This is a genomic window from Pseudomonas sp. EGD-AK9, from assembly GCF_000465935.2.
GTDB lineage: Bacteria > Pseudomonadota > Gammaproteobacteria > Pseudomonadales > Pseudomonadaceae > Aquipseudomonas.
The window spans coordinates 1-21,111 of the sequence record NZ_AVOF01000041.1 but is presented as its reverse complement, the minus strand read 5'-3'; the positions used below and the strand labels follow the sequence as shown (position 1 = coordinate 21,111).

26 protein-coding genes are annotated in these 21,111 nt (G+C 64.6%); 23 read left to right on the top strand and 3 right to left on the bottom strand.

All coding sequences use genetic code 11. From position 1 onward, the window contains the following. Positions 1 to 6 precede the first annotated feature (6 nt). The 3 genes from N878_RS02200 to N878_RS02190 all read right to left on the bottom strand — a co-directional run bounded on the left by N878_RS02200 (position 7) and on the right by N878_RS02190 (position 1,865). A complete protein-coding gene (locus tag N878_RS02200; RefSeq protein ID WP_021442049.1) occupies positions 7 to 603 on the bottom strand; it encodes a hypothetical protein in 597 nt (198 codons plus the stop codon). Continuing rightward, positions 600 to 890 (bottom strand): hypothetical protein, encoded by a 291-nt coding sequence (locus N878_RS02195; RefSeq protein ID WP_021442048.1) that lies wholly within the window; start codon positions 888 to 890, stop codon positions 600 to 602. The genes N878_RS02200 and N878_RS02195 overlap by 4 nt, the downstream gene beginning before the upstream one ends. A 261-nt stretch (positions 891 to 1,151) precedes the next feature. Continuing rightward, positions 1,152 to 1,865: a LexA family transcriptional regulator gene (locus N878_RS02190; protein WP_031302613.1), complete on the bottom strand. Its 714-nt coding sequence runs from the start codon at positions 1,863 to 1,865 to the stop codon at positions 1,152 to 1,154. Positions 1,866 to 1,990: 125 nt separating this feature from the next. Between N878_RS02190 and N878_RS02185 the strand changes: the two genes are divergently transcribed. From N878_RS02185 to N878_RS02080, 23 genes are all read left to right on the top strand, one after another. Next, on the top strand, positions 1,991 to 2,233 hold the full coding sequence (locus N878_RS02185) for a YdaS family helix-turn-helix protein (protein WP_021442046.1): 243 nt from the start codon (positions 1,991 to 1,993) through the stop codon (positions 2,231 to 2,233). Positions 2,234 to 2,640: 407 nt separating this feature from the next. Beyond that, positions 2,641 to 3,159 carry a phage regulatory CII family protein gene (locus N878_RS02180; RefSeq protein ID WP_021442045.1) on the top strand — a complete coding sequence of 173 codons (519 nt, stop codon included), beginning with the start codon at positions 2,641 to 2,643 and terminating at the stop codon, positions 3,157 to 3,159. After that, positions 3,152 to 3,370: a TraR/DksA C4-type zinc finger protein gene (locus N878_RS02175; protein ID WP_021442044.1), complete on the top strand. Its 219-nt coding sequence runs from the start codon at positions 3,152 to 3,154 to the stop codon at positions 3,368 to 3,370. The genes N878_RS02180 and N878_RS02175 overlap by 8 nt, the downstream gene beginning before the upstream one ends. A gap of 128 nt (positions 3,371 to 3,498) precedes the next feature. Continuing rightward, positions 3,499 to 3,645, top strand: coding sequence for a hypothetical protein (locus N878_RS28235; RefSeq protein ID WP_021442043.1), 147 nt, complete (start codon positions 3,499 to 3,501; stop codon positions 3,643 to 3,645). Then, positions 3,642 to 5,882, top strand: coding sequence for a VapE domain-containing protein (locus N878_RS02170; RefSeq protein WP_021442042.1), 2,241 nt, complete (start codon positions 3,642 to 3,644; stop codon positions 5,880 to 5,882). The genes N878_RS28235 and N878_RS02170 overlap by 4 nt, the downstream gene beginning before the upstream one ends. After that, entirely contained in the window at positions 5,879 to 6,253 is a 375-nt protein-coding gene (locus N878_RS02165) for a hypothetical protein (protein WP_021442041.1), read from the top strand. The genes N878_RS02170 and N878_RS02165 overlap by 4 nt, the downstream gene beginning before the upstream one ends. Before the next feature lie 576 nt (positions 6,254 to 6,829). Then, positions 6,830 to 7,192, top strand: coding sequence for a phage holin, lambda family (locus N878_RS02160; RefSeq protein WP_021442040.1), 363 nt, complete (start codon positions 6,830 to 6,832; stop codon positions 7,190 to 7,192). Further along, a complete protein-coding gene (locus N878_RS02155) occupies positions 7,167 to 7,577 on the top strand; it encodes an HNH endonuclease (RefSeq protein ID WP_051365792.1) in 411 nt (136 codons plus the stop codon). The genes N878_RS02160 and N878_RS02155 overlap by 26 nt, the downstream gene beginning before the upstream one ends. 101 nt (positions 7,578 to 7,678) lie before the next feature. Beyond that, positions 7,679 to 8,203 (top strand): P27 family phage terminase small subunit, encoded by a 525-nt coding sequence (locus N878_RS02150; RefSeq protein WP_021442038.1) that lies wholly within the window; start codon positions 7,679 to 7,681, stop codon positions 8,201 to 8,203. Next, the gene (locus N878_RS02145; protein ID WP_031302609.1) at positions 8,166 to 9,980 is read left to right on the top strand and encodes a terminase large subunit; all 1,815 of its coding nucleotides are present in this window, start codon (positions 8,166 to 8,168) and stop codon (positions 9,978 to 9,980) included. Before N878_RS02150 ends, N878_RS02145 begins: the two co-directional genes overlap by 38 nt. Further along, positions 9,977 to 10,156, top strand: coding sequence for a hypothetical protein (locus N878_RS02140; protein WP_021442036.1), 180 nt, complete (start codon positions 9,977 to 9,979; stop codon positions 10,154 to 10,156). Before N878_RS02145 ends, N878_RS02140 begins: the two co-directional genes overlap by 4 nt. A 2-nt stretch (positions 10,157 to 10,158) precedes the next feature. Beyond that, positions 10,159 to 11,430 (top strand): phage portal protein, encoded by a 1,272-nt coding sequence (locus tag N878_RS02135; RefSeq protein WP_021442035.1) that lies wholly within the window; start codon positions 10,159 to 10,161, stop codon positions 11,428 to 11,430. After that, positions 11,427 to 12,389, top strand: coding sequence for a signal peptide peptidase SppA (gene sppA, locus N878_RS02130; RefSeq protein ID WP_021442034.1), 963 nt, complete (start codon positions 11,427 to 11,429; stop codon positions 12,387 to 12,389). Before N878_RS02135 ends, sppA begins: the two co-directional genes overlap by 4 nt. 62 nt (positions 12,390 to 12,451) lie before the next feature. Further along, entirely contained in the window at positions 12,452 to 13,774 is a 1,323-nt protein-coding gene (locus N878_RS02125) for a phage major capsid protein (protein ID WP_021442033.1), read from the top strand. 58 nt (positions 13,775 to 13,832) lie between these two features. Next, positions 13,833 to 14,159, top strand: a complete 327-nt coding sequence (locus tag N878_RS02120; RefSeq protein ID WP_021442032.1) for a hypothetical protein — start codon at positions 13,833 to 13,835, stop codon at positions 14,157 to 14,159. Continuing rightward, complete coding sequence (locus N878_RS02115; protein WP_021442031.1) at positions 14,159 to 14,716, top strand: hypothetical protein; 558 nt, start codon at positions 14,159 to 14,161, stop codon at positions 14,714 to 14,716. Before N878_RS02120 ends, N878_RS02115 begins: the two co-directional genes overlap by 1 nt. A 16-nt stretch (positions 14,717 to 14,732) precedes the next feature. Then, on the top strand, positions 14,733 to 15,263 hold the full coding sequence (locus N878_RS02110; protein WP_021442030.1) for a hypothetical protein: 531 nt from the start codon (positions 14,733 to 14,735) through the stop codon (positions 15,261 to 15,263). Then, a complete protein-coding gene (locus N878_RS02105; protein WP_021442029.1) occupies positions 15,260 to 15,865 on the top strand; it encodes a hypothetical protein in 606 nt (201 codons plus the stop codon). Before N878_RS02110 ends, N878_RS02105 begins: the two co-directional genes overlap by 4 nt. Further along, a complete protein-coding gene (locus N878_RS02100) occupies positions 15,865 to 16,332 on the top strand; it encodes a hypothetical protein (protein ID WP_021442028.1) in 468 nt (155 codons plus the stop codon). Before N878_RS02105 ends, N878_RS02100 begins: the two co-directional genes overlap by 1 nt. Before the next feature lie 9 nt (positions 16,333 to 16,341). Then, on the top strand, positions 16,342 to 16,524 hold the full coding sequence (locus N878_RS02095; RefSeq protein ID WP_021442027.1) for a hypothetical protein: 183 nt from the start codon (positions 16,342 to 16,344) through the stop codon (positions 16,522 to 16,524). A gap of 62 nt (positions 16,525 to 16,586) precedes the next feature. Further along, on the top strand, positions 16,587 to 17,345 hold the full coding sequence (locus tag N878_RS02090) for a hypothetical protein (protein WP_021442026.1): 759 nt from the start codon (positions 16,587 to 16,589) through the stop codon (positions 17,343 to 17,345). Positions 17,346 to 17,427: 82 nt separating this feature from the next. Continuing rightward, complete coding sequence (locus N878_RS02085; protein WP_218186836.1) at positions 17,428 to 18,129, top strand: DUF2939 domain-containing protein; 702 nt, start codon at positions 17,428 to 17,430, stop codon at positions 18,127 to 18,129. Between the two features lie 141 nt (positions 18,130 to 18,270). Beyond that, on the top strand, positions 18,271 to 21,111 hold a 2,841-nt coding region (locus tag N878_RS02080; RefSeq protein ID WP_177342864.1), incomplete at its 3' end, for a phage tail length tape measure family protein.

Genomic DNA, 21,111 nt, shown 5'->3' with positions numbered 1-21,111 from the left:
GCCTCCTCACGCCGCAGCCGCGCGTTGCGGCGTGGCGATGATGTGCAGGTGCTCGATGCTGATCAGCAGGCGCTTGAGGCATTCGCGCTGATCGCCGCGCAGGGTGAAACACTTGGTACGCGGGCGAGCGGTGCCAATGCTGGCGATGACGGTCACGCCTTCGGCCGGGCGGGTGCGGTGCACGGCCACGTTGATGGGGTGCTCGTGCCCGGTGTCGAGGCTGGCGAAGCCGCCGTGGCGCACCATGTGCTTAAGCCGGCCCAGCTGGGTTTCGTTCAGCAGGGCGTCCGGCTCTGGCAGCAGGGGCTGGCGGGTAACGCGGGGCGGTGCCAGCTCGCCGCCGTCTACGCGGCCGTTGGCGATTGCGTCGATGAAGTCCGCGACCTGCAGGTGCTTCTCGGGGTGGGCGGTTTGCACGTCGAGGCTGTGCGCCTGGTCGCCAATCTCGATGCGCACGGCGGTGTTGGGCTGGCCGCGCTCGATGCGCACGCGGGCTAGCAGCTGGTGGCCGTAGGCAGAGCGCAGGGTGTGGGTGAAGGTGCCGGATAGGTTGAGCTGGGCAGCGAGGCGCTGCAGGCCGTCTTCGGGGAGGGTGAAGTTCATGCTGCGGCCTCCTGTACGGGGCCGGCCGGAGCCTTGTAGGTGTAGGGGCCTTGCTGGCACTCCATCCGCCGGCAGTACGTAGCGTTGATGGTCAGCTCGCTTACGCGGTCATACTCGTCGCTGCTGATTGCGCCGAGGATGAAGGCGGCATAGATCATGCCGTGGGCTTTATCGCCGTGGGTGTCGATGGCCAGGGGGTGGCTGGCTTGGCGAGCCCACGTGATCTCGCGCAGCAGGCCCTTCCGCCAGACGCTGAGCTTCTGGGCGGGGGTAGATTGGAGTGCCATTAAGCAGCCCTCCCGCCGTCGTTCGGATCGAAGGGGGCCGGCGCGGTGCGGGGCTTGGGTTTTACGCGGGTGAACTGGCAGCCGGCTGCCTGGGTGGCGCGGCGCAGTTCGAAGATGCGCTCAGTCGGGCACGACGGGAGCGCGTGAACAGATGCAGACATGGTTTACCTCGGCTCTGTGGTGGAGAGACGAGGCAAAATCTACAAGTGATCTTGTAATGAGGTCAACAGTTTTGTTTGTAGTCTTCGGCAGCTGAGATTGTTAAAGCTGTTGTACCTTCCACATTCCGCGGCCGCAGATGTGCCATTCTTCTGTTAGGTGGATGTACTTGGGTTTCCAGTCCGGGTTGATGGCTTCCAGATACCATTGGCCGTCTTCATAGCGCAGTCGCTTGAAGGTGACGGCATTCTGGCTGGCAACCTTGGCAACCACAAAGTCGCCAGACTTGGCCTCGCGGTCGGGATCGACCACTACTTTGTCGCCGTCGCTGAAGCTGACGGGGCCTGCGGGGTTGTACATGCTGATGCCTTCGATCTTCAGGACGAAGGCGTGAGGACCGACGGGGCCTGGCGCTTCGATCCACTCGTCAGCATCCCCTGGTTGAAACTCGTCGATTGCCTCGCACCATACTCCGGCCGCTACTGATCCAATCACTGGCAATTTCCTTCCTGCTTCCCCGACTACTGTCGCCTGGTCGCCATATGGGATGGCTGCTTCCCGCACCACGATCTGGGCAGGGTTCACTGGGGATACCGCTTCTAGGGGTATCCCGAGCACGCGGGCTATCTGAGGTAAGTATTTGGAGTGCTTGGTCTTCCCTGACTCGATGGCGGCGTAGGACTGCTGCTTGAAGGTTTCTCCGCCCAGGAGGGCGCGCACGCCCTCGGCGACGTCCTTCTGGGACATCTTGAGTTCTTGTCGACGGGTGCGGAGCAAGTCCGCTAGGGCCTGCTGTCTTTCGATAGGTGTGGGCATGGCGTCGAAGCTACAAATCTCTTTGTAAGGTGGCAAACAAAATTCCCTGTTGCCATACAACAGTTTTATTTGTAGATTGGCCCCGAGCTTCACTAGAGGTCCCCTCCATGCCTAACGATGTATCGATGCAAGAAGCGTTCGAACAGGCCGTCGTCAATGCTGGCGGCCAATCGGAGCTGTCTCGCCGCCTCTCTGAGCGCGGCACTCAGTTTTCCCAGCAGCTGATCTGGCATCACCTGCGCGTCAAGAAGCGTTGCCCCGCTGAGATCGTCCTGGCGGTTGAGGGCATCAGCGGCATCAGCCGGCATTTGCTGCGGCCTGATGTGTTTGGTGCCGAAGAGGCGCCCGGCGGTGCTCGGGCCGCCTAGAAAAAAGGCGCCCGAAGGCGCCTCGTTTCCCGGCCACCGTTGAAGCGGTGGCCGCCAGAGCCCGAGGGCTCCGTGTTGCCTGCCTCTCCACCACAGATCAGCAGGCTTGCTGTGACCACCTGACTAAGGGGAGCCACGGCGTGACTATAGCAACGCGTCATGCCGTGGTCACTGGCAGCTTGCTGCGGCGGCTGCCACCTCCCTGGCGCGCACCACCACTGCGCGCCGCACCCGGGCCGGGATGCCTGGGGTTGTTCGCTCGCTGCCACCACCAGCGGGCGGGCTGTAAGGGCAGGGCCTGTGCGGAGCATGGGCCTTGCTCGGGGTGCGGTCGGTTCGCCGGCTGCATGCGACCACCTGACTAAGGGAGCCCGTGCCTTCGGGCCTGGCTCCGGGAGTTTTGCCCTATGAACCGAGCCCGGCTCAGTTCCACCGAGCGTGCCAGCCGCACGCTGCTGACCCTGCCGCAGGCGCTTTACCACGCCGTGCATCAGTACCCCGGCGGTGCCACCGCCATTGCCGCCGTCGACGGCGCCATCAGCCCTTCCACCCTGAACCACAAGCTGAGCCTGACCGGCACGAACCCGAAGCATCGGGTGAACGTCGATGAGCTGCAGCTGATCCTCGACCTGACCCGCGATGCGCGCATTGTCGATGCGATCCTGCAGCCGATCGGCTGGGTGGGCATCGACGTTTCCGAGCTGAGCGAGACGGACACGCCGCAGTCGCTGCTCGTTGGCATCACGGGCTTGCTGCGCAGCGAGAACGACCTGAGCGAGCAGCTGGCCAAGGCGCTGGCGGATGACCACCTGGACGACGACGAGCTGGCCCAGTTCGAGCTGCTGGCGGTGCGCATGCTGCAAGCGGTGTTCAAGTTGCGCGCCGTGGTGCGCCTCAAGCATGAGGAGGGGCGCGACCATGGCTGATCTGGCTGATATTGCTAATGACCGGATGCAGATCGAACTGGATCGCCAACTTGCCGCGCGCGAGCTTGCCCGGCAATGCCCTGTCGCCGAGGAATGCGAGGAATGCGGCGTCACCATCCCGTTCGAGCGCGTGCAGGCGCTGGCCAAGCTGCCTTGCCTGCGTTGCGTTGACTGCCAGGCGTATCTGGAGAGCAAAGGGGGTGGGCGATGAGTCGCTATGTTCGCTGCAACTGTCCGGCGGGTCTGGCTGGAGCTGGAGAGCTTCACGCTCCAGATTGCCCTGGGTTCGTTCGGAACTCGGCCCAGTGGATCTACATCACGCGGGCGGGCGAGAGCGTTATGGGTATCGCCAATCGCGAGCTGAATAACAGCCACCGCTGGGAGGAAATTGCCAGCCTGAACGCTGACCGGTTCCCGGGCATGAGGCACTTCGACTATTACCCCGTCGGCACCGAGTTGCGCATGCCTTCGCGAGGTGATGCATGACAGACCGTCACGAACTACTCGACGACGTGCTGGCCCAGCTGCAGGACGCGGGGCTAGATCCTGACCTGCCGCTGATGCTGGACGTGCGCACGCGCTGCCGGGCTGCGGGCGACAAGGGCAAGACGAAAACCGGCTTCTATGTGATCTATGAGCACTCGAACGCGGGGCGCACCTATTACGCGGGTGCGTTCGGCTCGTGGCGCGAGGGCGAGAAGGGTGACTTCCACAAGCTGAAGCCTGTGGGCGGGCGCATGAGCGAGGAGGACCGCAAGGTCATCAAGGCCCGCATCGAGGCGGCGAAGGCGAAAGAGGAGGCCAAGCGCGCAGCACGCGCAGCGGGTGCTCGGCGCCGGGCTGCGCGTATGTGGGAGTCCCTGCCGGAGCGCGGGCGCTGCGGGTATCTGGAGCGCAAGGCGGTGCCGGCTGTTGGGCTGAAGTTCGGCCGCAAGCCGGATACCGCGCTGGTGCCGATGATCAACGTGCATGACAAGGTTGTGGGCCTGCAGGTGCTGTTCGGCACGCCGGATGCGGACGGGCTGAGCAAGCGCTTTTGGCCGGCCGGTGTTGACCCGGTTGGGGCTTTCCATCTGCTGGGGCCGCACCCGGAGCCGGGCGAGCCGGTGTTGATCTGCGAGGGGTATGCGACAGCGGCCTCTGTGCACCTGGCCACCGGGCTGTGCGCCTGCGCAGCCTTCACTGCTGGCAATCTGATGCCGGTAGCCGAGGCGTTGCGCGAGCGCTTCCCCGGCCGGCAGTTCCTGTTCTGCGCGGATGACGATTGGAAGACGAAGACGGTCAAGGGTGAGCCGTGGAACCCTGGCATCGAGAAGGCCGAGCACGCGGCGCATGTGGTCGGCGGGCGGGTGGTGTTCCCGGTGTTCAGCGGGGAGCGTGACGACAAGTGGACCGACTTCAACGACCTGCAGCTGGCCGAGGGGTTGGACGCGGTGCGGCGCCAGGTGCTGGCGGCCGTGCGCCCGCCCGCCGATGCTGAGTGGAAGGCGGCGCTGCACCGTAACGGGAAGGGTGCGCTGCTGTCGGTGGTGGCCAACGTGGTGCTGATTCTAGAGAACGACGAGCGCTGGAAGGGTGTGATCGGCGAGGATCTGTTCGCCGGCCGGACGGTGAAGCGTCGGGCGACGCCCTATGGTGGCCGTGCCGGCGAGTGGTCGGACCTCGACGATACGCGCACGGCGATCTGGCTGGCCGAGCAGTACGGGCTGCAGGTGAAGTCGCTGGCGGTGCTGGAGGCGGTGGCGGTGGTTGCCAATCAGAACCCGTTCCACCCGGTGCGCGATTACCTGCAGGGCTTGAAGTGGGACGGCACGCCGCGCCTGCGGACGTGGGTTAAGGACTACCTGGGCGGCGTTGCGCTGGCGGGGAATGAGGACTATCCGGGCATCATGGGGATGCGCTATCTGGTGTCGGCCGTGGCTCGGGTGATGGTGCCGGGGGCGAAGGCTGACTGTGTGATCATCCTCGAAGGTGAGCAGGGGCTGAACAAGTCGTCGGCGCTGCGGGTGCTGGGTGGTGAGTGGTTCATGGATACGCCGATACCGCTGGGGGAGAAGGAGGCTTATCAGGCTATCCAGGGCATGTGGATCATCGAGCTGGCCGAGCTGGATGCATTCAACAAGGTGGAGAGCACGAAGGCGAAGTCGTTCTTCGGGGCCGAGGTGGACATTTTCCGGCCGAGCTATGGGCGGCGAAACATCCGGTTGCCGCGTCAGTGCGTGTTCGCCGGCTCGACGAACCAAGACGAGTATCTGCGCGACCCGACCGGGAACCGTCGTTACTGGCCGGTGCTGTGCATGAAGGTGAACCTGGCCGGCCTGCGCGAGGTGCGCGACCAGCTGTGGGCCGAGGCGCTGCACCTGTATGAGGCGGGCGAGCCGTGGTGGCCACAAGATGACGAGAAGGCGATGTTCGAGCAGGAGCAAGACGTGCGCTTTCAGGGTGACGCCTGGGAGCCGAGGATTGTGGATTACCTGCAGAACAATCCCTGCGAGGCGATTGGCGGCGATGTGCTGCTGGAGAAGGCGCTGCTGCTCGACCCTGGCCATTGGGGGCGGCCGGAGCAGACGCGGCTCGGGCAGATCATGCATCGGCTCAAGTGGCGGCGAAAGCGCATGGCGCCCGAGGGGCGCGGCGGGGTGCGGCCGTACAAGTACGAGCGGCCGGAGAGCTGGAAGACTCCGGGCCAGATGCCGCTTGAGCAGCGGGAGTCGTTCGTATGATCCGGTATATCGATGAGGCGCTGCAGCTGTGGGCGGCCGAGCTGCACCCCCCGCATGGGGTGGAGCGGATCGGGCCGGGTGCCGGTGGGTGTTCGCTGGCGGCTCTGATAGACTCGCGCGGCGTGCTGATCCGTAGTACGCGTGGCAGCCGTGTGCTGCTGGAACAGGCAGCCGAGATCGAGCTGCTGGTGAACCGGCATCTGCCGGATAAGGAACGCCAGGTGGTGATCGAGCACTACACCAACTACGACAGCCGCGATGCTCAGAAGTGGGCCGCGTGCGGCTGTAGTCGACCCCAGTATTACCGACGATTGCAGCAGGCACATGAGAGCCTGGAGCGTGAGTTGATCAACCGGAAGCGCGCCGCATGAGGCGCGCTTTTCGTTTGTGCCCCACCTGGCCTACCGCGTTTGGCAGGTGGGCCCCGCTTGAGGCCGCGTATTTGCTGGGCGTGTCCTACCTCCCCACCTTCGCCCCGTGCACGTATGTGCAGGCACGACGCGTGTATACACGCGCACGCGTGCTCGCGCGCTCACACAATCTATTAATTCCTTTGGAAAGGTGGGGAGGTGGGGAGCAGTCAGTGGGGATGCGGGGTGTAGCGTTGTCTCACCTTGTAATGCGGTGGGGTATGTGGGGTTGCGCCTGCGGCGCGGTAGCCGAGGTTCGTTATATTGCCGGCGCATTGCGGGCGCTTTGTCGGCGCATTGCTGGTGCATTGCTGGGGTGGCAGTGTTCGGCCCTTGCTGCCATGAGAATCGAGGGGTATAAATCAGCCATCTTCGAAGAAGTCCGCTAAGGCGGGCTGACCGCAAACCCGGCCACCGCGCCGGGTTTTGTGTTTATGGCGCCCCGTGGTTGCGGCGCCTTGCCCATGGACGGGCTGCCCATTCGAGCCTCGGCAGTTGCCGGGGCTTTTTTGTTTCCGCCATCTGGAGAACGGCGCGATGGATAAAGATCCAGGCCTGTGGGCCGAGTTCCTCGCCTGGTTGCTTGAACCATCCCCGACCGTACAGGGGTTCGTTATGGCTCTGGTGATTGCGTGCTTGCGTGTGATCTATGACCGCAAGGAGAAGGCGTGGCAGCGCATCGCGCTGGAGGCTGGGCTTTGCGGCCTGCTGACGGTGGCGGGCACTTCGATGGCTGCGTTGGCGATTGCGTTCTGGTGGCCTGACTTCCAGGCGCCGCTGGCTCAGATCGCGGTGGGCATCGGCGGCACCATCGGATTCTTCGGTGTCGAGGCGGTGCGTCGGCTGGCTATCAGGCTGCTGCGTATCCAGTTGAATGACGTGGGTGCGCCGCGTGAGTAAAACCAAGCCGCTCACCGCGGCCGCCAAAGGGTACGGCTACCGCTGGCAGCAGGCCCGAGCGGATCACTTGCGGCGCAACCCGCTCTGTGTGTTCTGTCGTGACAAGGGCCGCGCTGTGGCCGCCAGCGTGGTCGACCATATCAAGGCGCCGCGCCTGGGTGACGCCAAGTTGAGCGGCGACGCGGAGCGCATCGCCGAGGCCTGGCGCCTGTTCTGGGATCGTGCCAACTGGCAGTCGCTGTGCAAGCCGTGCCACGACTCGACCAAGCAGCGGATGGAGAAGGGCGGCCGGCTCGGCTGCTCTGACTCGGGCCTGCCGCTCGATCCGCGCCACCACTGGAACCGCCCGGCCCAGGCTGCCAAGCCAGGGGTAGGGGGGGGGTAAAAACTTTTCGCCGCCCGAACCTAGAACGACGTCTGGAACCTCGTGTGCAACGCCGGGAAAAATGGGGGGGGTGGGGGCTTCAGACTTTGGAGGGTTGATCGATGGCCGGGAATGCCAATTCAGGCCGCCCGCCGTTGCCGGCTACCGTGCATCAGCTGCGCGGTGACCCCAGCAAGAAGGGCATGGCCGCGCTACAAGCAGCTGCGCAGGCACCCGCTGTGCCGGTACAGGCCCCGCCTAAACCCGACTTCCTGAGCCCCGAAGGCGCCCAGGAATGGGACCGTGTGACCGAGGCACTGCTTGCGCTGGGCTGGGTCAGTGAGCTGGACATGATGGCGCTGGCCTCGTACTGCGAGGCGGTGGGCGACTGGGTGCGGTTCCGCCGCAAGATCGCCGACCTGAACGCCGAGCTGGAGGGCAAGGGCGACGTGCAGACGTACAAGACTGGCGCCCAGCAGATCAGCATCTGGCGGCAGCTCGCCAACGACGCCGAGCGCCGCGCGAACCAAGCGGGGGCGCTGTTCGGCTTTTCCCCGGTTGCGCGCCGCGCCATGAAGGCGCTGGTGCCTCAAGGCGAGTTGTTCCCCAATGCACCAAGAGACGCTGCTGACCAATACTTCAGCTGATTGCCGCGTGCGGGCGTTCGCCATCGCCGTGCTGGCTCACCAGATCGTGGCCGGGCCGGATGTTCGCAACGCCTGCCAGCGTCACCTGAACGATCTGGAGCGCGGCGGCGAGCGGGGCCTGGTGTGGGATCAGGCTGCAGCCGACCGCGCCATCGGCTTCTTCGAGGACGTGTTGTGCCTCAACGGCGGCGACTATGAGGGCTCGCCCTTCCAACTCGCGCCCTGGCAAGCGTTCGTCGTTGGCAGCCTGTTCGGCTGGTACGTTGACGATGGCGTGCGCCGCTTCCGCCTGGCCTACATGGAGACGGGCAAGGGGTCGGGTAAATCGCCGTTGCTCGCGGGTATCGGGCTGTATGGCCTAGTGGCCGATGGCGAGCAGCGCGCCGAGATCTACGCCGCCGCGACCAAGAAAGATCAGGCCATGATCATGTTCCGCGACGCGGTGTCGATGGTCACCATGTCGCCCAAGCTGGCGGCGCGCATCGAGCAGAGCGGCCGTAACGAAAAGATCTGGAACCTGTTCTACCCGAACACCAACAGCTTTTTCCGGGCCATCAGCAACGACGATGGCCAGTCAGGGCCGCGCCCGCACATGGGCCTGCTGGACGAGGTGCACGAGCACAAGACGGCCTCGGCCGTCGAGATGATGCGGGCCGGCACCAAGAACCGGCGCCGCGCCCTGGTGGCGATGATCACCAACAGCGGGTCGGACAAGAACAGCGTGGCCGGCCAGTACCACGATTACGGGGTGCGCGTGTGCCGTGGCGATGTCATCGACGACACCTTTTTCGCGTTCATCTGCTCGCTGGATGAGGGCGACGATCCACTGACCGACGAGGCCTGCTGGCCGAAGGTCAACCCGTCGCTCGACTTCATCCCCGAGGGGCGTACCGATGGCATTCCGGGGCGTCGCTACCTGCGCGAGCAGGTGGTGGCAGCGCGCGGCCTGCCGGCAAAAGAGGCCGTGGTAAGGCGGCTGAACTTCTGCCAGTGGACGGCGGCGGAAAACCCGTGGATCAGCGGCGACGTTTGGCTGGGCGCTGCAGAGCGCGTGCCGATGCGGATGCTGCGCAATCGGCCGTGTGTGGCTGGGCTCGACCTGGCCAGTACCACCGACCTGACATCGTTCGTGCTGGAGTTCTACCCGACCGAGGCTGACCCGCACTGGCGGCTGTTGCCGTACTTCTGGATACCCGATCACGACCTTGAGGGCCGGGAGAACCGCGACCGCGTGCCGTACCGCGTGTGGATCGCCGAGGGGCATCTGGAGACGACGCCGGGCAGGGCCATCAGCAAGCTGCATGTGCTGCGGCGTCTGCAGACTATCTGCGCGTACTTCGACGTGCGCAAGATCGGCTACGACCGCTGGCGGATCGAGGATCTCAAGCAGCTGATGATCGAGCACGACATCGAGCTGCCGGAGATGGAGCCATTCGGCCAGGGCTACCAGAGCATGTCGCCGGCCGTGGACGAGTTCGAGCGTAGGCTGCTTGGCATGCCGCCCCAGGTGCTGGATGAGGACGGTAACCCGCTCGACATCGACCTGAGCGAGTTCGAGGTGGTGGAGACGTTGCGGCACGACGGCAACCCGGTGTTGACCATGTGCGCGGCCAACGCCGTGACCACCTCCGACCCGGCGAACAATCGCAAGGTCGACAAGGCCAAGTCGAATGGCCGGATCGACGGCATCGTGGCCTCGGTCATCGCAACCGGCGTCAGCGGCTCGGCGCCGCCTGGTGGCGGAACATCCATCTACGACAAGGGCGTGGGCATATGAGCACCCTGGTGCAGATCCTTTCCTGGCTTGCCGGGCTGCTGGGCTTCGGCCTGCTGGTCGCGGGTGTGGCTCAACTCAACGTGCCAGCGGCGTTCATCGTCGCCGGCCTCGGCCTACTGGCCTGGTCGCTGCTTGCTGACCGAGCAGCGGCTGCCATCAAAACCAAAGGGGGCTGAGCATGTTCTTTTCGAGCCTGCGCGGCACAGGCCAGCAGGGCACGCTGGAGAGCTTCGGCGACTTCTGGCGCGGCCTGATCGGCTCTGGCGGTGGCAACAGCGCCGGGGTATCCGTCACGCCCGAGACTGCGCTGGGCGTGCCCATCCTGCATAACTGCGTCACCCTGCTGGCCGAGACGCTGGCACAGCTGCCGCTGGAGGTCTACGAACGCAAGGAAGGTGGGCGGCGTGATGCCGCGATCAACCATCCGTTGTACGACGTGCTGCGCTATCAGCCGAACGGTTTTCAGACCCCGTTCGAGCTAACCGAGTGCAAGCAGATGGCATGCGGCCTGCGCGGCAACAGCTTCACGTGGATCGACCGCCGCGAGGATGGCAACGTCACCGCCCTATGGCCGCTTAGTAATGACAAAACCCAGGTGCTCAAGGGGAGCGACTTGCTGCCCTACTACCGCATTGGCACCGCCGAGCCGGTGCCGATGCGGATGGTGCACCACGTGCGGTGGTCGTCGACCAACAACTATGTGGGCCTGTCGCCCATCGAACTGCACGCCGAAACGGTTGGCATGGCCCAGGCGATCACCCGTTACACCGGCAAGTCGTTCGCCAATGGCGCCACGGTATCCGGCGTCATCGAGCGACCTAAAGAGTCTCCGGCCATCAAGGATCAGGCGAGCATCGACAAGCTGGTTGAGCAGTGGGGGCAGAAGTACAGCGGCATCGACAACGCCAAGAAGGTCGCGCTGCTGCAGGAGGGCATGACCTTCAGGCCCATCTCGATGACCAATGTCGATGCCGACGTGGTGAACGTGCTCAAGCTGACCGGCACCAACATCGCACGGATCTACAAGATCCCGTTGCCGATGGTGAATGACCTGGAGAAGGCCAACTACAACACCATCGAGCAGCTGCTGATTCAGTTCGTGGTGTTCGCCCTGCTGCCCTGGGCCAAGCGCCACGAGCAGGCAATGATGCGCGACTTCCTGCTGCCGAAGGATCGGCGCACGTACTTCATCGAGTTCAACCTGTCCGGCCTCATGCGCGGCGACCAAAAGAGCCGCTATGAGGCCTACGCCATTGGCCGGCAATGGGGCTGGCTGTCGGTCAACGACATTCGCCGGCTGGAGAACATGCCACCCGTTCCGGGCGGCGATCTGTACCTGCAGCCGCTGAACATGGTTGACGTGAGCAAAACCGCCGACCTGACCAACCCCAACGTGCGCGCGCAGCTAGAGCTGCAGCACGCCGAGATCACGAGGATTCTCAGCCAATGAAACGCCACCTGAGAGCGTCCAGCCTGCTGTTCAATACGCCGCTGCTGGTGACGCCTGACATGCTCGACCTCGGCGTGAGCTGGGCGAACCGGGTCATGCACCTGAACATCATCAACATCGGTGCCGGCGCTGGCAGTGACGCCAAGCTCTGGAATGACGCCGATGAACCTGGCTACACCTCGCGTATCGAGCGCATGGAGGAAAGCCGCCGTCAGGCCATCGGCCGTACCGGCGTCGAGGTCATCCCGGTGAGCGGCATTCTGGTTAGCCGTGGCGCTCACCTTGATGCCTGCGAGGTCATGACCAGCTACGAAGATCTGCGCCGCCAGCTGCGCACGGCGGTGGCAGACCCTATGGTCGAGCGCATTGTGCTGGATATCGACAGCCCTGGCGGCTCGGCCGTTGGCGCCTTCGAGCTGGCCAGCGAGATTCGCGCCATGACCCAGCAGAAGCCAATCACCGGCCTGGTCAACTTCATGGCCTACAGCGGTGGCTACCTGCTGGCCTCGGCCTGCAGCGAGGTGGTCATGAGCCAGACGAGCGGCGTCGGCTCCATCGGTGTGATCGCAAAGCACCTTGACCGTTCGGCAATGGAGGAGAAGCTGGGCGTCAAGGTCACCACCGTGTATGCCGGTGCGCACAAGAACGACCTGAGCCCGCATGAACCGCTCACCGATCAGTCGCTGAAATTCCTCAACGACCTCGTGCAGGAGAGTTACCAGATGTTTGTCGGTGCCGTGGCCGAGTATCGCGGCCTGAGCATCGAGCAGGTCAAGGCCACCGAGGCGGCGTTGTACCAAGGCCAGCACGGTATCGCCGCTGGCCTGGCTGACCGCATCCAGAGCCCACAGGATGCCGTCGACCACCTGGCTCGCGCCGTGGCCGAGAGCCGCGCGGGGCGCGGTGCGGGCGGTATCTTGGTACGTGCCCGCGCTGCGGCCATTCAATCCCAACTCTGACCGCGTTCGCGGCAGTCACCCAAGCCCGCCTAGTGCGGGCTTTTTCATGCCCAGGAGGCAGTATGTCCCTTGTACTTCAAATGCGTAGCGAACGCGCCGAGCTGAACACCAAGCTGCAGGCGCTGGCAAAAATCGAGGCTGACGGCGGTAGCCTGAACGCCGAGCAGCTGGCCGAGTTCACCAGCCTGGAGGCTCAGATCGCCGATCTGTCCGCCAAGCTGTCCCGTGCCGAGGCGGCCGAGAAGTCGGCGGCCCTGGCTGCGGTGCCGGTCGAGGAGGGCGCTCAGGGCGCGCAGAGCCCGCCTGCTGCTGGTCTTCACGGTGGTGAAGGCAAAGAGCAGGTGAAGGGCGCCGGTATGGCGCAGATGGTTCGCCTGCTTGCTGCTGCGCAGGGTAACCAGCAGCTGGCTGCACAGCTGGCGAAAGACAGCAAGTACGGCTCTGACGTGCAGATGGCGCTGTCCACTGTCACGCCGGGTGCCGGTGGTGTGCTGGTGCCGCAGAACTTCGCTTCCGAGGTGATCGAGTCGCTGCGCCCCACCTCGATTGTGCGAAAGATGGGCGTCATCAGCCTGCCGCTGAACAACGGCAACCTGACCATGCCGCGTATCAGCGGTAACACCCAGGTGGGCTATATCGGCACTGAAACCGATATCCCGTTGACTGGCATGACCTTCGGCGACACCAAGCTGTCGGCGAAGAAGATGGCCGCGCTCGTGCCCATCTCCAACGACCTGCTGCGCATGTCGGGTGTGAACCCTCGTGTAGATCAGCTGGTGGCGAATGACCTCGCGACCAGCATGGGCCTGTCTGAAGATCTGCACTTCATTCGCGCAGACGGCACTGGCGTGCTGCCGAAAGGCCTGCGCTACTGGGCCATCCCGGCGAACGTCGTGCCGGCGCCGGCTCAATCCGGCATCACCTTGCAGGCCATCGACCTCTATCTGGGTGGCCTGATGCTGCGCCTGGAGGCCAACAACGTGCAGATGCAGGCCTGTGGCTGGCTGATGCATCCGCGCTTGATCCGCTGGCTGCAAAGCCTGCGCGACGGAAACGGCAACAAGGCTTACCCCGAGATCGAGCAAGGCCTGCTCAAGGGCTACAAGTACGGCCTGAGCAACCAGATCCCGGTCAACCTGGGCGTCGATGGCGATGAAACCGAGATCTACTTCGTCAACTTCGCCGACGTGATGATCGGCGAAGACATGGATCTGGTCATCGATTTCAGCAAGGAAGCCACCTACAAGGACGCTGGCGGCGAGGTGGTCAGTTCCTTCCAGCGCGACCAGACCCTGGTACGCGTGATCGCCAAGCACGACATCGGCCCGCGCCACGTGGAGTCCATCGTGGTCGGCACCGCCTGCGATTGGGGTGCAGGCATGTGATTCACCGCCCTGCCTTTGGGCGGGGCATTCCCTGTTTCCCCATTCGTAAGGTGATGACATGAGCAATGAAAAAGTAGCGGTGAAGTTCACCAAGTCCTGGCGCGGCTATTCGGCTGGCGAGGTGGCATGCTTCGGTGAGGTCGCGGCCGGTGATCTGGTGAAGGGCAAGGTGGCCGAGCTGGTCAAGGCTGGCAAGGCGCCTGACAAGCCAGCAGCCCCTGCGCCCGCTGGTAAGGGGGGCGGCAAAGGCAGCGGCAAGGGTGGCGCTGCCAAGGCCGGTAGCGGCGAGGCCGCCCCGGAACCTGGCGCCCCTGTTGACACCCCGCCAGAACCGGACACCCCGCCCGCTGATGAAGAGGCGGGCGACGACGAGCCTAAACCCTAATGGCCCGCCGCATCGAGTACACGGGGGCGGCAGCGATCACCGTGGACGAGGTAGCGGCGCAGTGTCGGGTAGAGGCGGGTGACCTGCAGGCGGATCTCGTCGCGCAGGTCATCATCCCTGGCGTCACGACTCAGGCCGAGGCGAAAACCGGCGCAGCCATTCGGGCGGCGGAGTACCTCGAGGAATGGCCCGAGTCCTACGGTTCGGGCCATGCGCTCGACGTTGGCCAGGCGACCGAGGTTGTGAGCATTGGCCGGGTGGAGAGTGACGGCAGCGTCACCGACCTGCAGCCGCTGCCCGCGCACCGTCTCCAGCAAGGTCAGCGCGAGAGCTTTCTGCACTTTCCGCAGGGGCGCCCGTCTGGCCGCCTGGTGATCCGCTACAAGGCCGGCGCGGATCTCGCCGCGTATCCCGGCGTGAAGTCGTGGCTGCTGATGGCAGCGGCTACCGCGCACGAGTTCCGCGAAACGCTGGTGGTCGGCACCATCCTGGCCGAGCTGCCCAGCCACTTCACCGACTCACTGTTGGCCGAGATCGAAGTGCCACCGAGGTTCTGACATGAGAGCAGGCCGATTGCGCAACCGCGCCACGCTGCTTGCACTGGGCGACCAGCTGCAGGTCGTGGAGCTGGGTCAGCGCTGGGTAGACATCCGCACCAAAGAGGGCGACAGCCCGGCGCCTGCCGGGCTGCGTCAGCGTTCCCTGGTGGAGATCCGCGCGCGGTTCTCCGACATTTTCCGATCCGGCCGCTACCTGCAACACGGCGGCCGGCTGTTTCATCTGGTTAGCCCGCGCCCGGTAGGCAATGGCGCCGAGCTGATCGTTTCCGCCGAGGAACTGGCGGGCACGCCCGCCACCTACACCGCAACGCCAGGCGCCACGGCGCTGCCTTGCCGGGTGTTCCTGGCCTATGGCGTCAGCCGTCCGGGGCAGTTCTCCGGGGCGGTTGAGTACGTGACCGAGCTGGAGGCAGCGGTGGTCGAGGTGGGCCGGCCGCAGCCTGGTGCTGTGTTCGAGGTCGATGGCGTGAACTGGCGCGTTGCTGGCCTGGTGGAGACCGAGGATGACCGCGTGGTGCGGCGCATGTGGGTGAAGAAGGTATGAACCATATCGACGTGAGCCTGCCGCCGTTCGAGGGCGGCGCCGCTGCCTTTGGCATCGACGAGAAGCGCTTCGCCCGTATCGAGATCAACTCGACCAACCGGGCGGCGCGCTGGGTCAAGCGGGTGCTTTTGGTGGAGCCGTTTTCCAAGGCGACCGGCGTGCGGCGCGTGATCTTCAATGACCGCATTCGCCTCGACCTGGCCAACACCAACCGGCCCGAGGCGAGCATTGTGCCTTCGTCGGCCGGCATTCCGGCTCGCTGCTATCGGCATCGGGCTGATGCGCTGAGCGGTTCCAAGATCCGCGCGCGGGTGCTGGTGGACTGGTGGCGCGGTGAGAAGGTCGCGGCCGGCTTCATCAACCCGGCCAGCGCCCGCAAGTTGCCGCTAGCCACGCGCAGTGTGCGCGAGCGCAACGTGCGCCCGACCACGCGCAACCCCGGCGTCAAGGAATACCGCTACGACTACGTTGTGCCGCGCGATGCCAACGGCCCATCGGCCGCCGCGCTGTTCCGCGTCGCCGTGGACGACAGCACCCGCGAGAAGGCCGCCGAGCGCCTGGCGCTGGAGTTCAACCTTGACCTTGATAAGGAACTGTTCTGATGCAGCTGATCGCCACTCGCGTGACTGACTTCCTTGCCGAGCAGCTGCGTAAGTTCACCACCGTCAACGGCTACCCGCTGGATCTGGCCGGCGTGCACGTTGGCCAGTTCTATGAGGATCTACCGCAGGGTGAGCCGTTGCCGCTGGCCACCCTAGTGGCTGCGTCGACCAGCGATGCAACCACGCCGGCCGGGGTCGTTCTGTCCGGCATGCGTGGGCGTGCCTATCAGGTGGAAGTGGTCATCAACTTTGACCTGCACCCAGGCATCGAGCGGCATGCGCTGCTCGATCTGATCGAATGGGGCATCGGCCGCGCTGTGCGTGAGCGGCCCCCGCCTGATCTGCGCGGGCTGCTGCAGAGCGTCACCCTTGGTGACGTGCAATTCAACTACCCGGCGCCAGGGCACTCGCTCGCTATCGTGCAGGCCCAGGTCAACGCTGTTTTCGTCGAGCAATACCAACCCTAGGAGGGTGATATGTCCAACCCCAAAGCAACCCATGCCTTCACCTTCCGCGAGGGGGGCAAGGTTACGGTGTACAAGAAAGGCCAGGAACTGAGCGGCGCTGCTCTCGCGCATGCCCAGGCAAACGGCTTCGCACCGAAACCCGAACCGGAAAAGCCCAAGGCTGAAGCCAAGCCGGCGGCTGAGCCGAAGTAATCCACCACCCAATCCAGCTTTACCTGGCCGCCTGCGCCGCTCCCTGACATCGAGGTAAACCCATGATCACCGTTCAAGACGCCAGCCTTATCGGCTATGGCGATATCTTCTCGCGCGCCTATCAAACGCAAAAGGCGCTGTTGCCCTGGGGTAACACCAGCGAATTGCAGATCGCTCACACCGAGGATCAGCAGACCCTGCCGAACTACATTACCGGCGCTGGTAACCGCAACGTCACCTCGCGCGTGACGGGGGTGACAGCCAGCTTCACCCTGTACGACGTGAACGCCCGTAACCTGGCCATTGTTGGCCGTGGCACCGTTCGCGGCGTTGCTGCCGGCGCTGTAACCACGCCCGAGGCTCACGTGTGCGAAGGCCTGCCGGGCGAGCTGATCCCCTTCGACAACCTGCCCGACCTGTCGGCACCGGTCGAAATCAAGAGCGCGGATGGTGCCACCACCTACGATGCCGGCGATCACTACCTGCTGACGCCCTACGGCATCCAGCTGACCAGCGGCACCACCATCACCAGTGCTGGTATCACGGCCACCTACACCAAGCTCAAGGCGGACGTGGTGGAGATGCTGACCACTGCGCAGTCGGAGCTGGAAATGTACTTCGCTGGCCTCAACGCCGCGCAGGGTGGCGCCCCGACCCCGGCCCGCCTGCACCGCTTCAAGCCTGGCTTGGTGCAGCAAATCCAGCTCAGCGGCACCCAGTACGCGGCCTATCAGGTCACGGGTGAGCTGTTGGCCGACATGCTGATGATCGAGCCGGGCATGTCGCAGTTCTACAGCCTGGGCATGAAGGCTGCGGCCTGATGGCACTGAGCCCGGCTTAGGCCGGGTTCCTGTGCTGGCGTTGTGATGGTAGATTCCCGTTCATCTTCGGAGGAGGGAACCTATGCAATGTCCAGCGTGTGACCATGAGGCAGCTCAGCCAGATTTCGGTGATCCGCTGTGCTGCCCGAGTTGCGGCGCTTTCTATGCCAAGGCTCTGGCGGCGCGGCAGCGTCGCGAAAATTCTGTCGAGGCGGTACCAGTTCATGGTGTCGCGGTGAAAAAACGTGGCGGGATGAAGTGGTTCCTGGCTGCTGGTGGCTTGCTGCTTGGTGGCTATTTGATTGCTTCACCATACATTACTGTCTATCAGATCAAGCAGGCGGCAAAAGCCCGCGATGCTGATGCGCTTGAGCAGTACATTGACTTCCCTCGCGTGAGGGAGAGCCTCAAGGGGCAGCTGAACGCGAAGGTTATGGAAAGTGCAAAATCTGAGATGGCGGACAACCCCTTTGCGGCGCTTGGTGTGGCATTCGCTGGAGCGATGGTCGACAGCATGATCACGTCTTTTGTTACGCCGGCTGGGTTAGCTCAGATGATGAAGGGCGAAAAGCTAGAGCTTAAGGGGGCGCCTCAATCCTCTGGTGGTGATGCGCCTTCTGTCCGGCAGAGTCGGGAGCCCTTTGAGGGGGCTGAGATGAGCTACCAGGGGGTGAGCAGATTTGTCGTTATCGTGCCGGACGAGAACGGTGATGGGCCTGTACGCTTCATCCTCACTCGTTCGGGGATTTCTTGGCAGCTATCGGATGTGAAGCTGCCGCTGTAGTTGATATGTTTCCTTTAGACCCGCTTCGGCGGGTTTTTTATTGTCTGGAGAAAAGTGATGTCCGTTCGTGATCGCCTGATCCAGCTCACCCTGCGCGCGCGCAACTTCCTGAGCGGCGACGTAGCGCCTGCCTCTGAGTCGATGCGCGAGCTGGCCGAGGAAGGGCGCCGGCTCAAGGCGAGCATGGACGATGTAGGCCGCGCCCGTGGCTTGGCTCGCACGTTGCGCGACAACCAGCAGGCCACCGAGGGCTTGGCCCGTAGCCAGGCCGACGCCCGCGCCACGCTGGATGACCTGACCCGCGAGATTGGCGACAACGAGAAGGCTACGGCAGGTCAGCGCATCGCCCTGCGCGAGGCACGCCGCACGCTGGAGGAAGCCGAGCGCGCCTACAAACGCAACCAGCAGGCCATCAAGAACACCACCAGCGAGCTGAAAAAACTGGGGGTGGATACCGACAACGTGGTCGCCGAAGAGAAGCGGCTGACCGGTGAGCTTGAGGATGGTAAGCAGGCGTTGGCTGCCAACCGCGAGGCCATTCGCGAAAAGCGCGTTGAGGAAAAGAAGGCCGCCGATACGGCCAAGGAACATGCCGACCGCATCGACGCTGCCAAAAGCGCCATGGCCAGCGGTGTGCGCCAGGTGGTCGCCTATGCGGCAGCTTATGTTTCGCTCAATGCTGTAGTGGGGCTTTTTCAGCGTGGTCTGTCGTTGGCGGCGCAGGGCATCCGCGCTATTGCGATGGAGGGCTCCGACAAGCAGCAGGCGCTGGCCCAACTCGAGGCCACGCTGGCGTCCACTGGTCGGCAGGCCGAGTTCACGACGCAGCGGCTGCTGGACATGGCCGATGCCATGGAAGCCAGCTCGATGCTCACCGCCGAGCAGGTACAGGCAGCTCAGGCGCGCTTGCTGTCATACACCGACGTTGCCGCGAACGAGTTCCCGCGTGCCCTGCAGATCGTGATTGATCAGCAGCAGCGGCTTGGTATCAGCGCCGAGCAGTCGGCCGAGATCGTGGGGCGTGCGCTGCAGTCGCCTTCCAAGGCCATGGCCGCGCTTGGCCGGCAGGGCTTTACCCTGGAGGCAGGGCAGCAGCGCCTTCTCAAGCAGTTGGAAGCGACCGGCCGGATGGCCGAGGCGCAGTCCATCATCATGGACATGCTCACCGAGGCCTATGGTGGTGCTGCAGCTGCTGCGCGCTTGAACACTGCGGCGGGGCTTTGGAAAGGGATCACTGATCGCATTGGCGACTTCACCAGTCGTGTCGCCAACTCGGGGGCGTTCGATTACATCCAGCGCAAGCTGCTGGAGGTGAGTGACGGCCTGGATGCAATGGCTAACGATGGCCGGCTTGATCGTCTCGCGCAGAGCCTGTCGGATGCGTTCGTGGCTGGATCTGAAGCGCTGTCAAAGTACGCCGAGCGGCTGGCTACGGTCGACTTCGAAGGGCTCGCCGCGCGGGCCGCCCGGGCTGCTGAGCAGGTTGGCCCGGCTATCGATGCCACAGTGGAGTCGGCGCGCGTTGTATCCGCCACCCTGACCACCGTTTGGAATGCCTTCGCCGGCACCGTGAACGCCACCGCTGCGGCGCTGGTACTGGTGGTGCAGCAGACCGTTGGCCGGCTGGGGCTCGCGATTGGCCAGATTGCGGATCTATTCGGCAACAGCGATCTGCGTGCCAAAGCGGATGGCTTGTATAACTTCCTCGGCGAGCTGAGCCAGGGTTACGCCCTGCAGGCCAAGACCGACTATCAGCAGATCGCTGATGCCTGGGATACGACTACCGAGCACGTCAAAGCCAAGGCGAAAGAGCAGACTGAAACCATCAGCCTGGAGAGCGTCAGCCAGGCCGACTATGTGCGCCAGGCGGTCACGACCATGCAGGCCGCGCTCGACCAGATCAGTGCTGCCAAGACGGTTGCGCAACTGCGCCAGGTCGGTGAGGAAATGTTCGCCGCCTTCCAGCGCGGCGACATCAGCCAGCAGGAATACTCCGCCAGCTCGGTGGAACTGAATCGCCGGCTGAAAGAGCTGGGCGGCAGTGCCAAGAGCATGGCCGGTGCTGTAGGTGTCGCGGCGGAAAGTCTCAAGTCCCTCACTGACGTACAGCGCGCCATCAGCGATGCCAAGACTGATCGCGACATCGCCGCCATCCGCACGGCGCTGCAGGGGCTGTACAACACCGGCCAGGTGACGGCCGGCGAGTACAACGCCGAACTGGCCAAGCTCAACGCCCGCCAGAAGGAACTCACCCAGGCACTGCAGGGCAGCAAGAAAGCCCAGGACGACAAGAACAAGTCCGACCGCGAAGCCATCGTCACCAGCGAGCAGCTACGCCGCGAGAGCGGCAAGCGCATGGAGGCGGAGCGGCAGGCCGGCGACGAAGCCATGCAGCGCCGCCGCAAGGAATCCAGCGACGCCCAGCGTGATCTGTCCGCCATGGAAGGCTTCTTCGGCGGTGTGGTCAGCCGTGCCCGCGAGGGCGCTGCCGGGCTGAGCCGCGCCGCGCTGGAGGCCTTCGACCGGCTGCGCGGTATCGGCAGCGCCGCGCCGAGCATCGACACCAGCAGCCTGGCCGACACCCAGCGCAGCCTGGAGCAGGTGAGCCAGGCGCTGGGGAGCCTCCGTGCCGACCTGGCTCGCCCGATGATGAGCAGCCTGGGGCGCTGGGCGGCCGAGACGCAGGCCGCCAGCCTGCAGACGCAGCAGGCGTTCCTCGGTCAGAAGGCCGCGCTGCAGAGCCTGATGCAGGACTACGAGCGCGGGGCGATCAGCGCCCAGCGATTCGTGCAGCGGGCCAGCAGCATGAAGCGGGCCATGAGCCTGCTCGACGGCTCCGACCTCAGCAGTCTGGAGTCGGCCATCGCCTCGGCAAACCAGCGCATGCAGCAGATGAACGACTCGACGCGCACCACGCTGGAGAGCCTGCAGGACGAGCTGGACGGGCTGCAGGGCCGTACCGAGGAAATCGAGCGGCGCCGC

Bases quoted from the DNA above. Each gene is read 5' to 3' on its own strand.
- N878_RS02200 (WP_021442049.1), bottom strand. From the start codon at position 603: ATGAACTTCACCCTCCCCGAAGACGGCCTGCAGCGCCTCGCTGCCCAG.
- N878_RS02150 (WP_021442038.1), top strand. From the start codon at position 7,679: ATGGCCGGGAATGCCAATTCAGGCCGCCCGCCGTTGCCGGCTACCGTG.
- N878_RS02090 (WP_021442026.1), top strand. From the start codon at position 16,587: ATGATCACCGTTCAAGACGCCAGCCTTATCGGCTATGGCGATATCTTC.
- N878_RS02190 (WP_031302613.1), bottom strand. From the start codon at position 1,865: ATGCCCACACCTATCGAAAGACAGCAGGCCCTAGCGGACTTGCTCCGC.
- N878_RS02165 (WP_021442041.1), top strand. From the start codon at position 5,879: ATGATCCGGTATATCGATGAGGCGCTGCAGCTGTGGGCGGCCGAGCTG.
- N878_RS02170 (WP_021442042.1), top strand. From the start codon at position 3,642: ATGACAGACCGTCACGAACTACTCGACGACGTGCTGGCCCAGCTGCAG.
- N878_RS28235 (WP_021442043.1), top strand. From the start codon at position 3,499: ATGGGTATCGCCAATCGCGAGCTGAATAACAGCCACCGCTGGGAGGAA.
- N878_RS02115 (WP_021442031.1), top strand. From the start codon at position 14,159: ATGGCCCGCCGCATCGAGTACACGGGGGCGGCAGCGATCACCGTGGAC.
- sppA (WP_021442034.1), top strand. From the start codon at position 11,427: ATGAAACGCCACCTGAGAGCGTCCAGCCTGCTGTTCAATACGCCGCTG.
- N878_RS02175 (WP_021442044.1), top strand. From the start codon at position 3,152: ATGGCTGATCTGGCTGATATTGCTAATGACCGGATGCAGATCGAACTG.
- N878_RS02105 (WP_021442029.1), top strand. From the start codon at position 15,260: ATGAACCATATCGACGTGAGCCTGCCGCCGTTCGAGGGCGGCGCCGCT.
- N878_RS02085 (WP_218186836.1), top strand. From the start codon at position 17,428: ATGCAATGTCCAGCGTGTGACCATGAGGCAGCTCAGCCAGATTTCGGT.
- N878_RS02185 (WP_021442046.1), top strand. From the start codon at position 1,991: ATGCAAGAAGCGTTCGAACAGGCCGTCGTCAATGCTGGCGGCCAATCG.
- N878_RS02195 (WP_021442048.1), bottom strand. From the start codon at position 890: ATGGCACTCCAATCTACCCCCGCCCAGAAGCTCAGCGTCTGGCGGAAG.
- N878_RS02155 (WP_051365792.1), top strand. From the start codon at position 7,167: ATGACGTGGGTGCGCCGCGTGAGTAAAACCAAGCCGCTCACCGCGGCC.
- N878_RS02100 (WP_021442028.1), top strand. From the start codon at position 15,865: ATGCAGCTGATCGCCACTCGCGTGACTGACTTCCTTGCCGAGCAGCTG.
- N878_RS02125 (WP_021442033.1), top strand. From the start codon at position 12,452: ATGTCCCTTGTACTTCAAATGCGTAGCGAACGCGCCGAGCTGAACACC.
- N878_RS02180 (WP_021442045.1), top strand. From the start codon at position 2,641: ATGAACCGAGCCCGGCTCAGTTCCACCGAGCGTGCCAGCCGCACGCTG.
- N878_RS02160 (WP_021442040.1), top strand. From the start codon at position 6,830: ATGGATAAAGATCCAGGCCTGTGGGCCGAGTTCCTCGCCTGGTTGCTT.
- N878_RS02145 (WP_031302609.1), top strand. From the start codon at position 8,166: ATGCACCAAGAGACGCTGCTGACCAATACTTCAGCTGATTGCCGCGTG.
- N878_RS02095 (WP_021442027.1), top strand. From the start codon at position 16,342: ATGTCCAACCCCAAAGCAACCCATGCCTTCACCTTCCGCGAGGGGGGC.
- N878_RS02140 (WP_021442036.1), top strand. From the start codon at position 9,977: ATGAGCACCCTGGTGCAGATCCTTTCCTGGCTTGCCGGGCTGCTGGGC.
- N878_RS02120 (WP_021442032.1), top strand. From the start codon at position 13,833: ATGAGCAATGAAAAAGTAGCGGTGAAGTTCACCAAGTCCTGGCGCGGC.
- N878_RS02135 (WP_021442035.1), top strand. From the start codon at position 10,159: ATGTTCTTTTCGAGCCTGCGCGGCACAGGCCAGCAGGGCACGCTGGAG.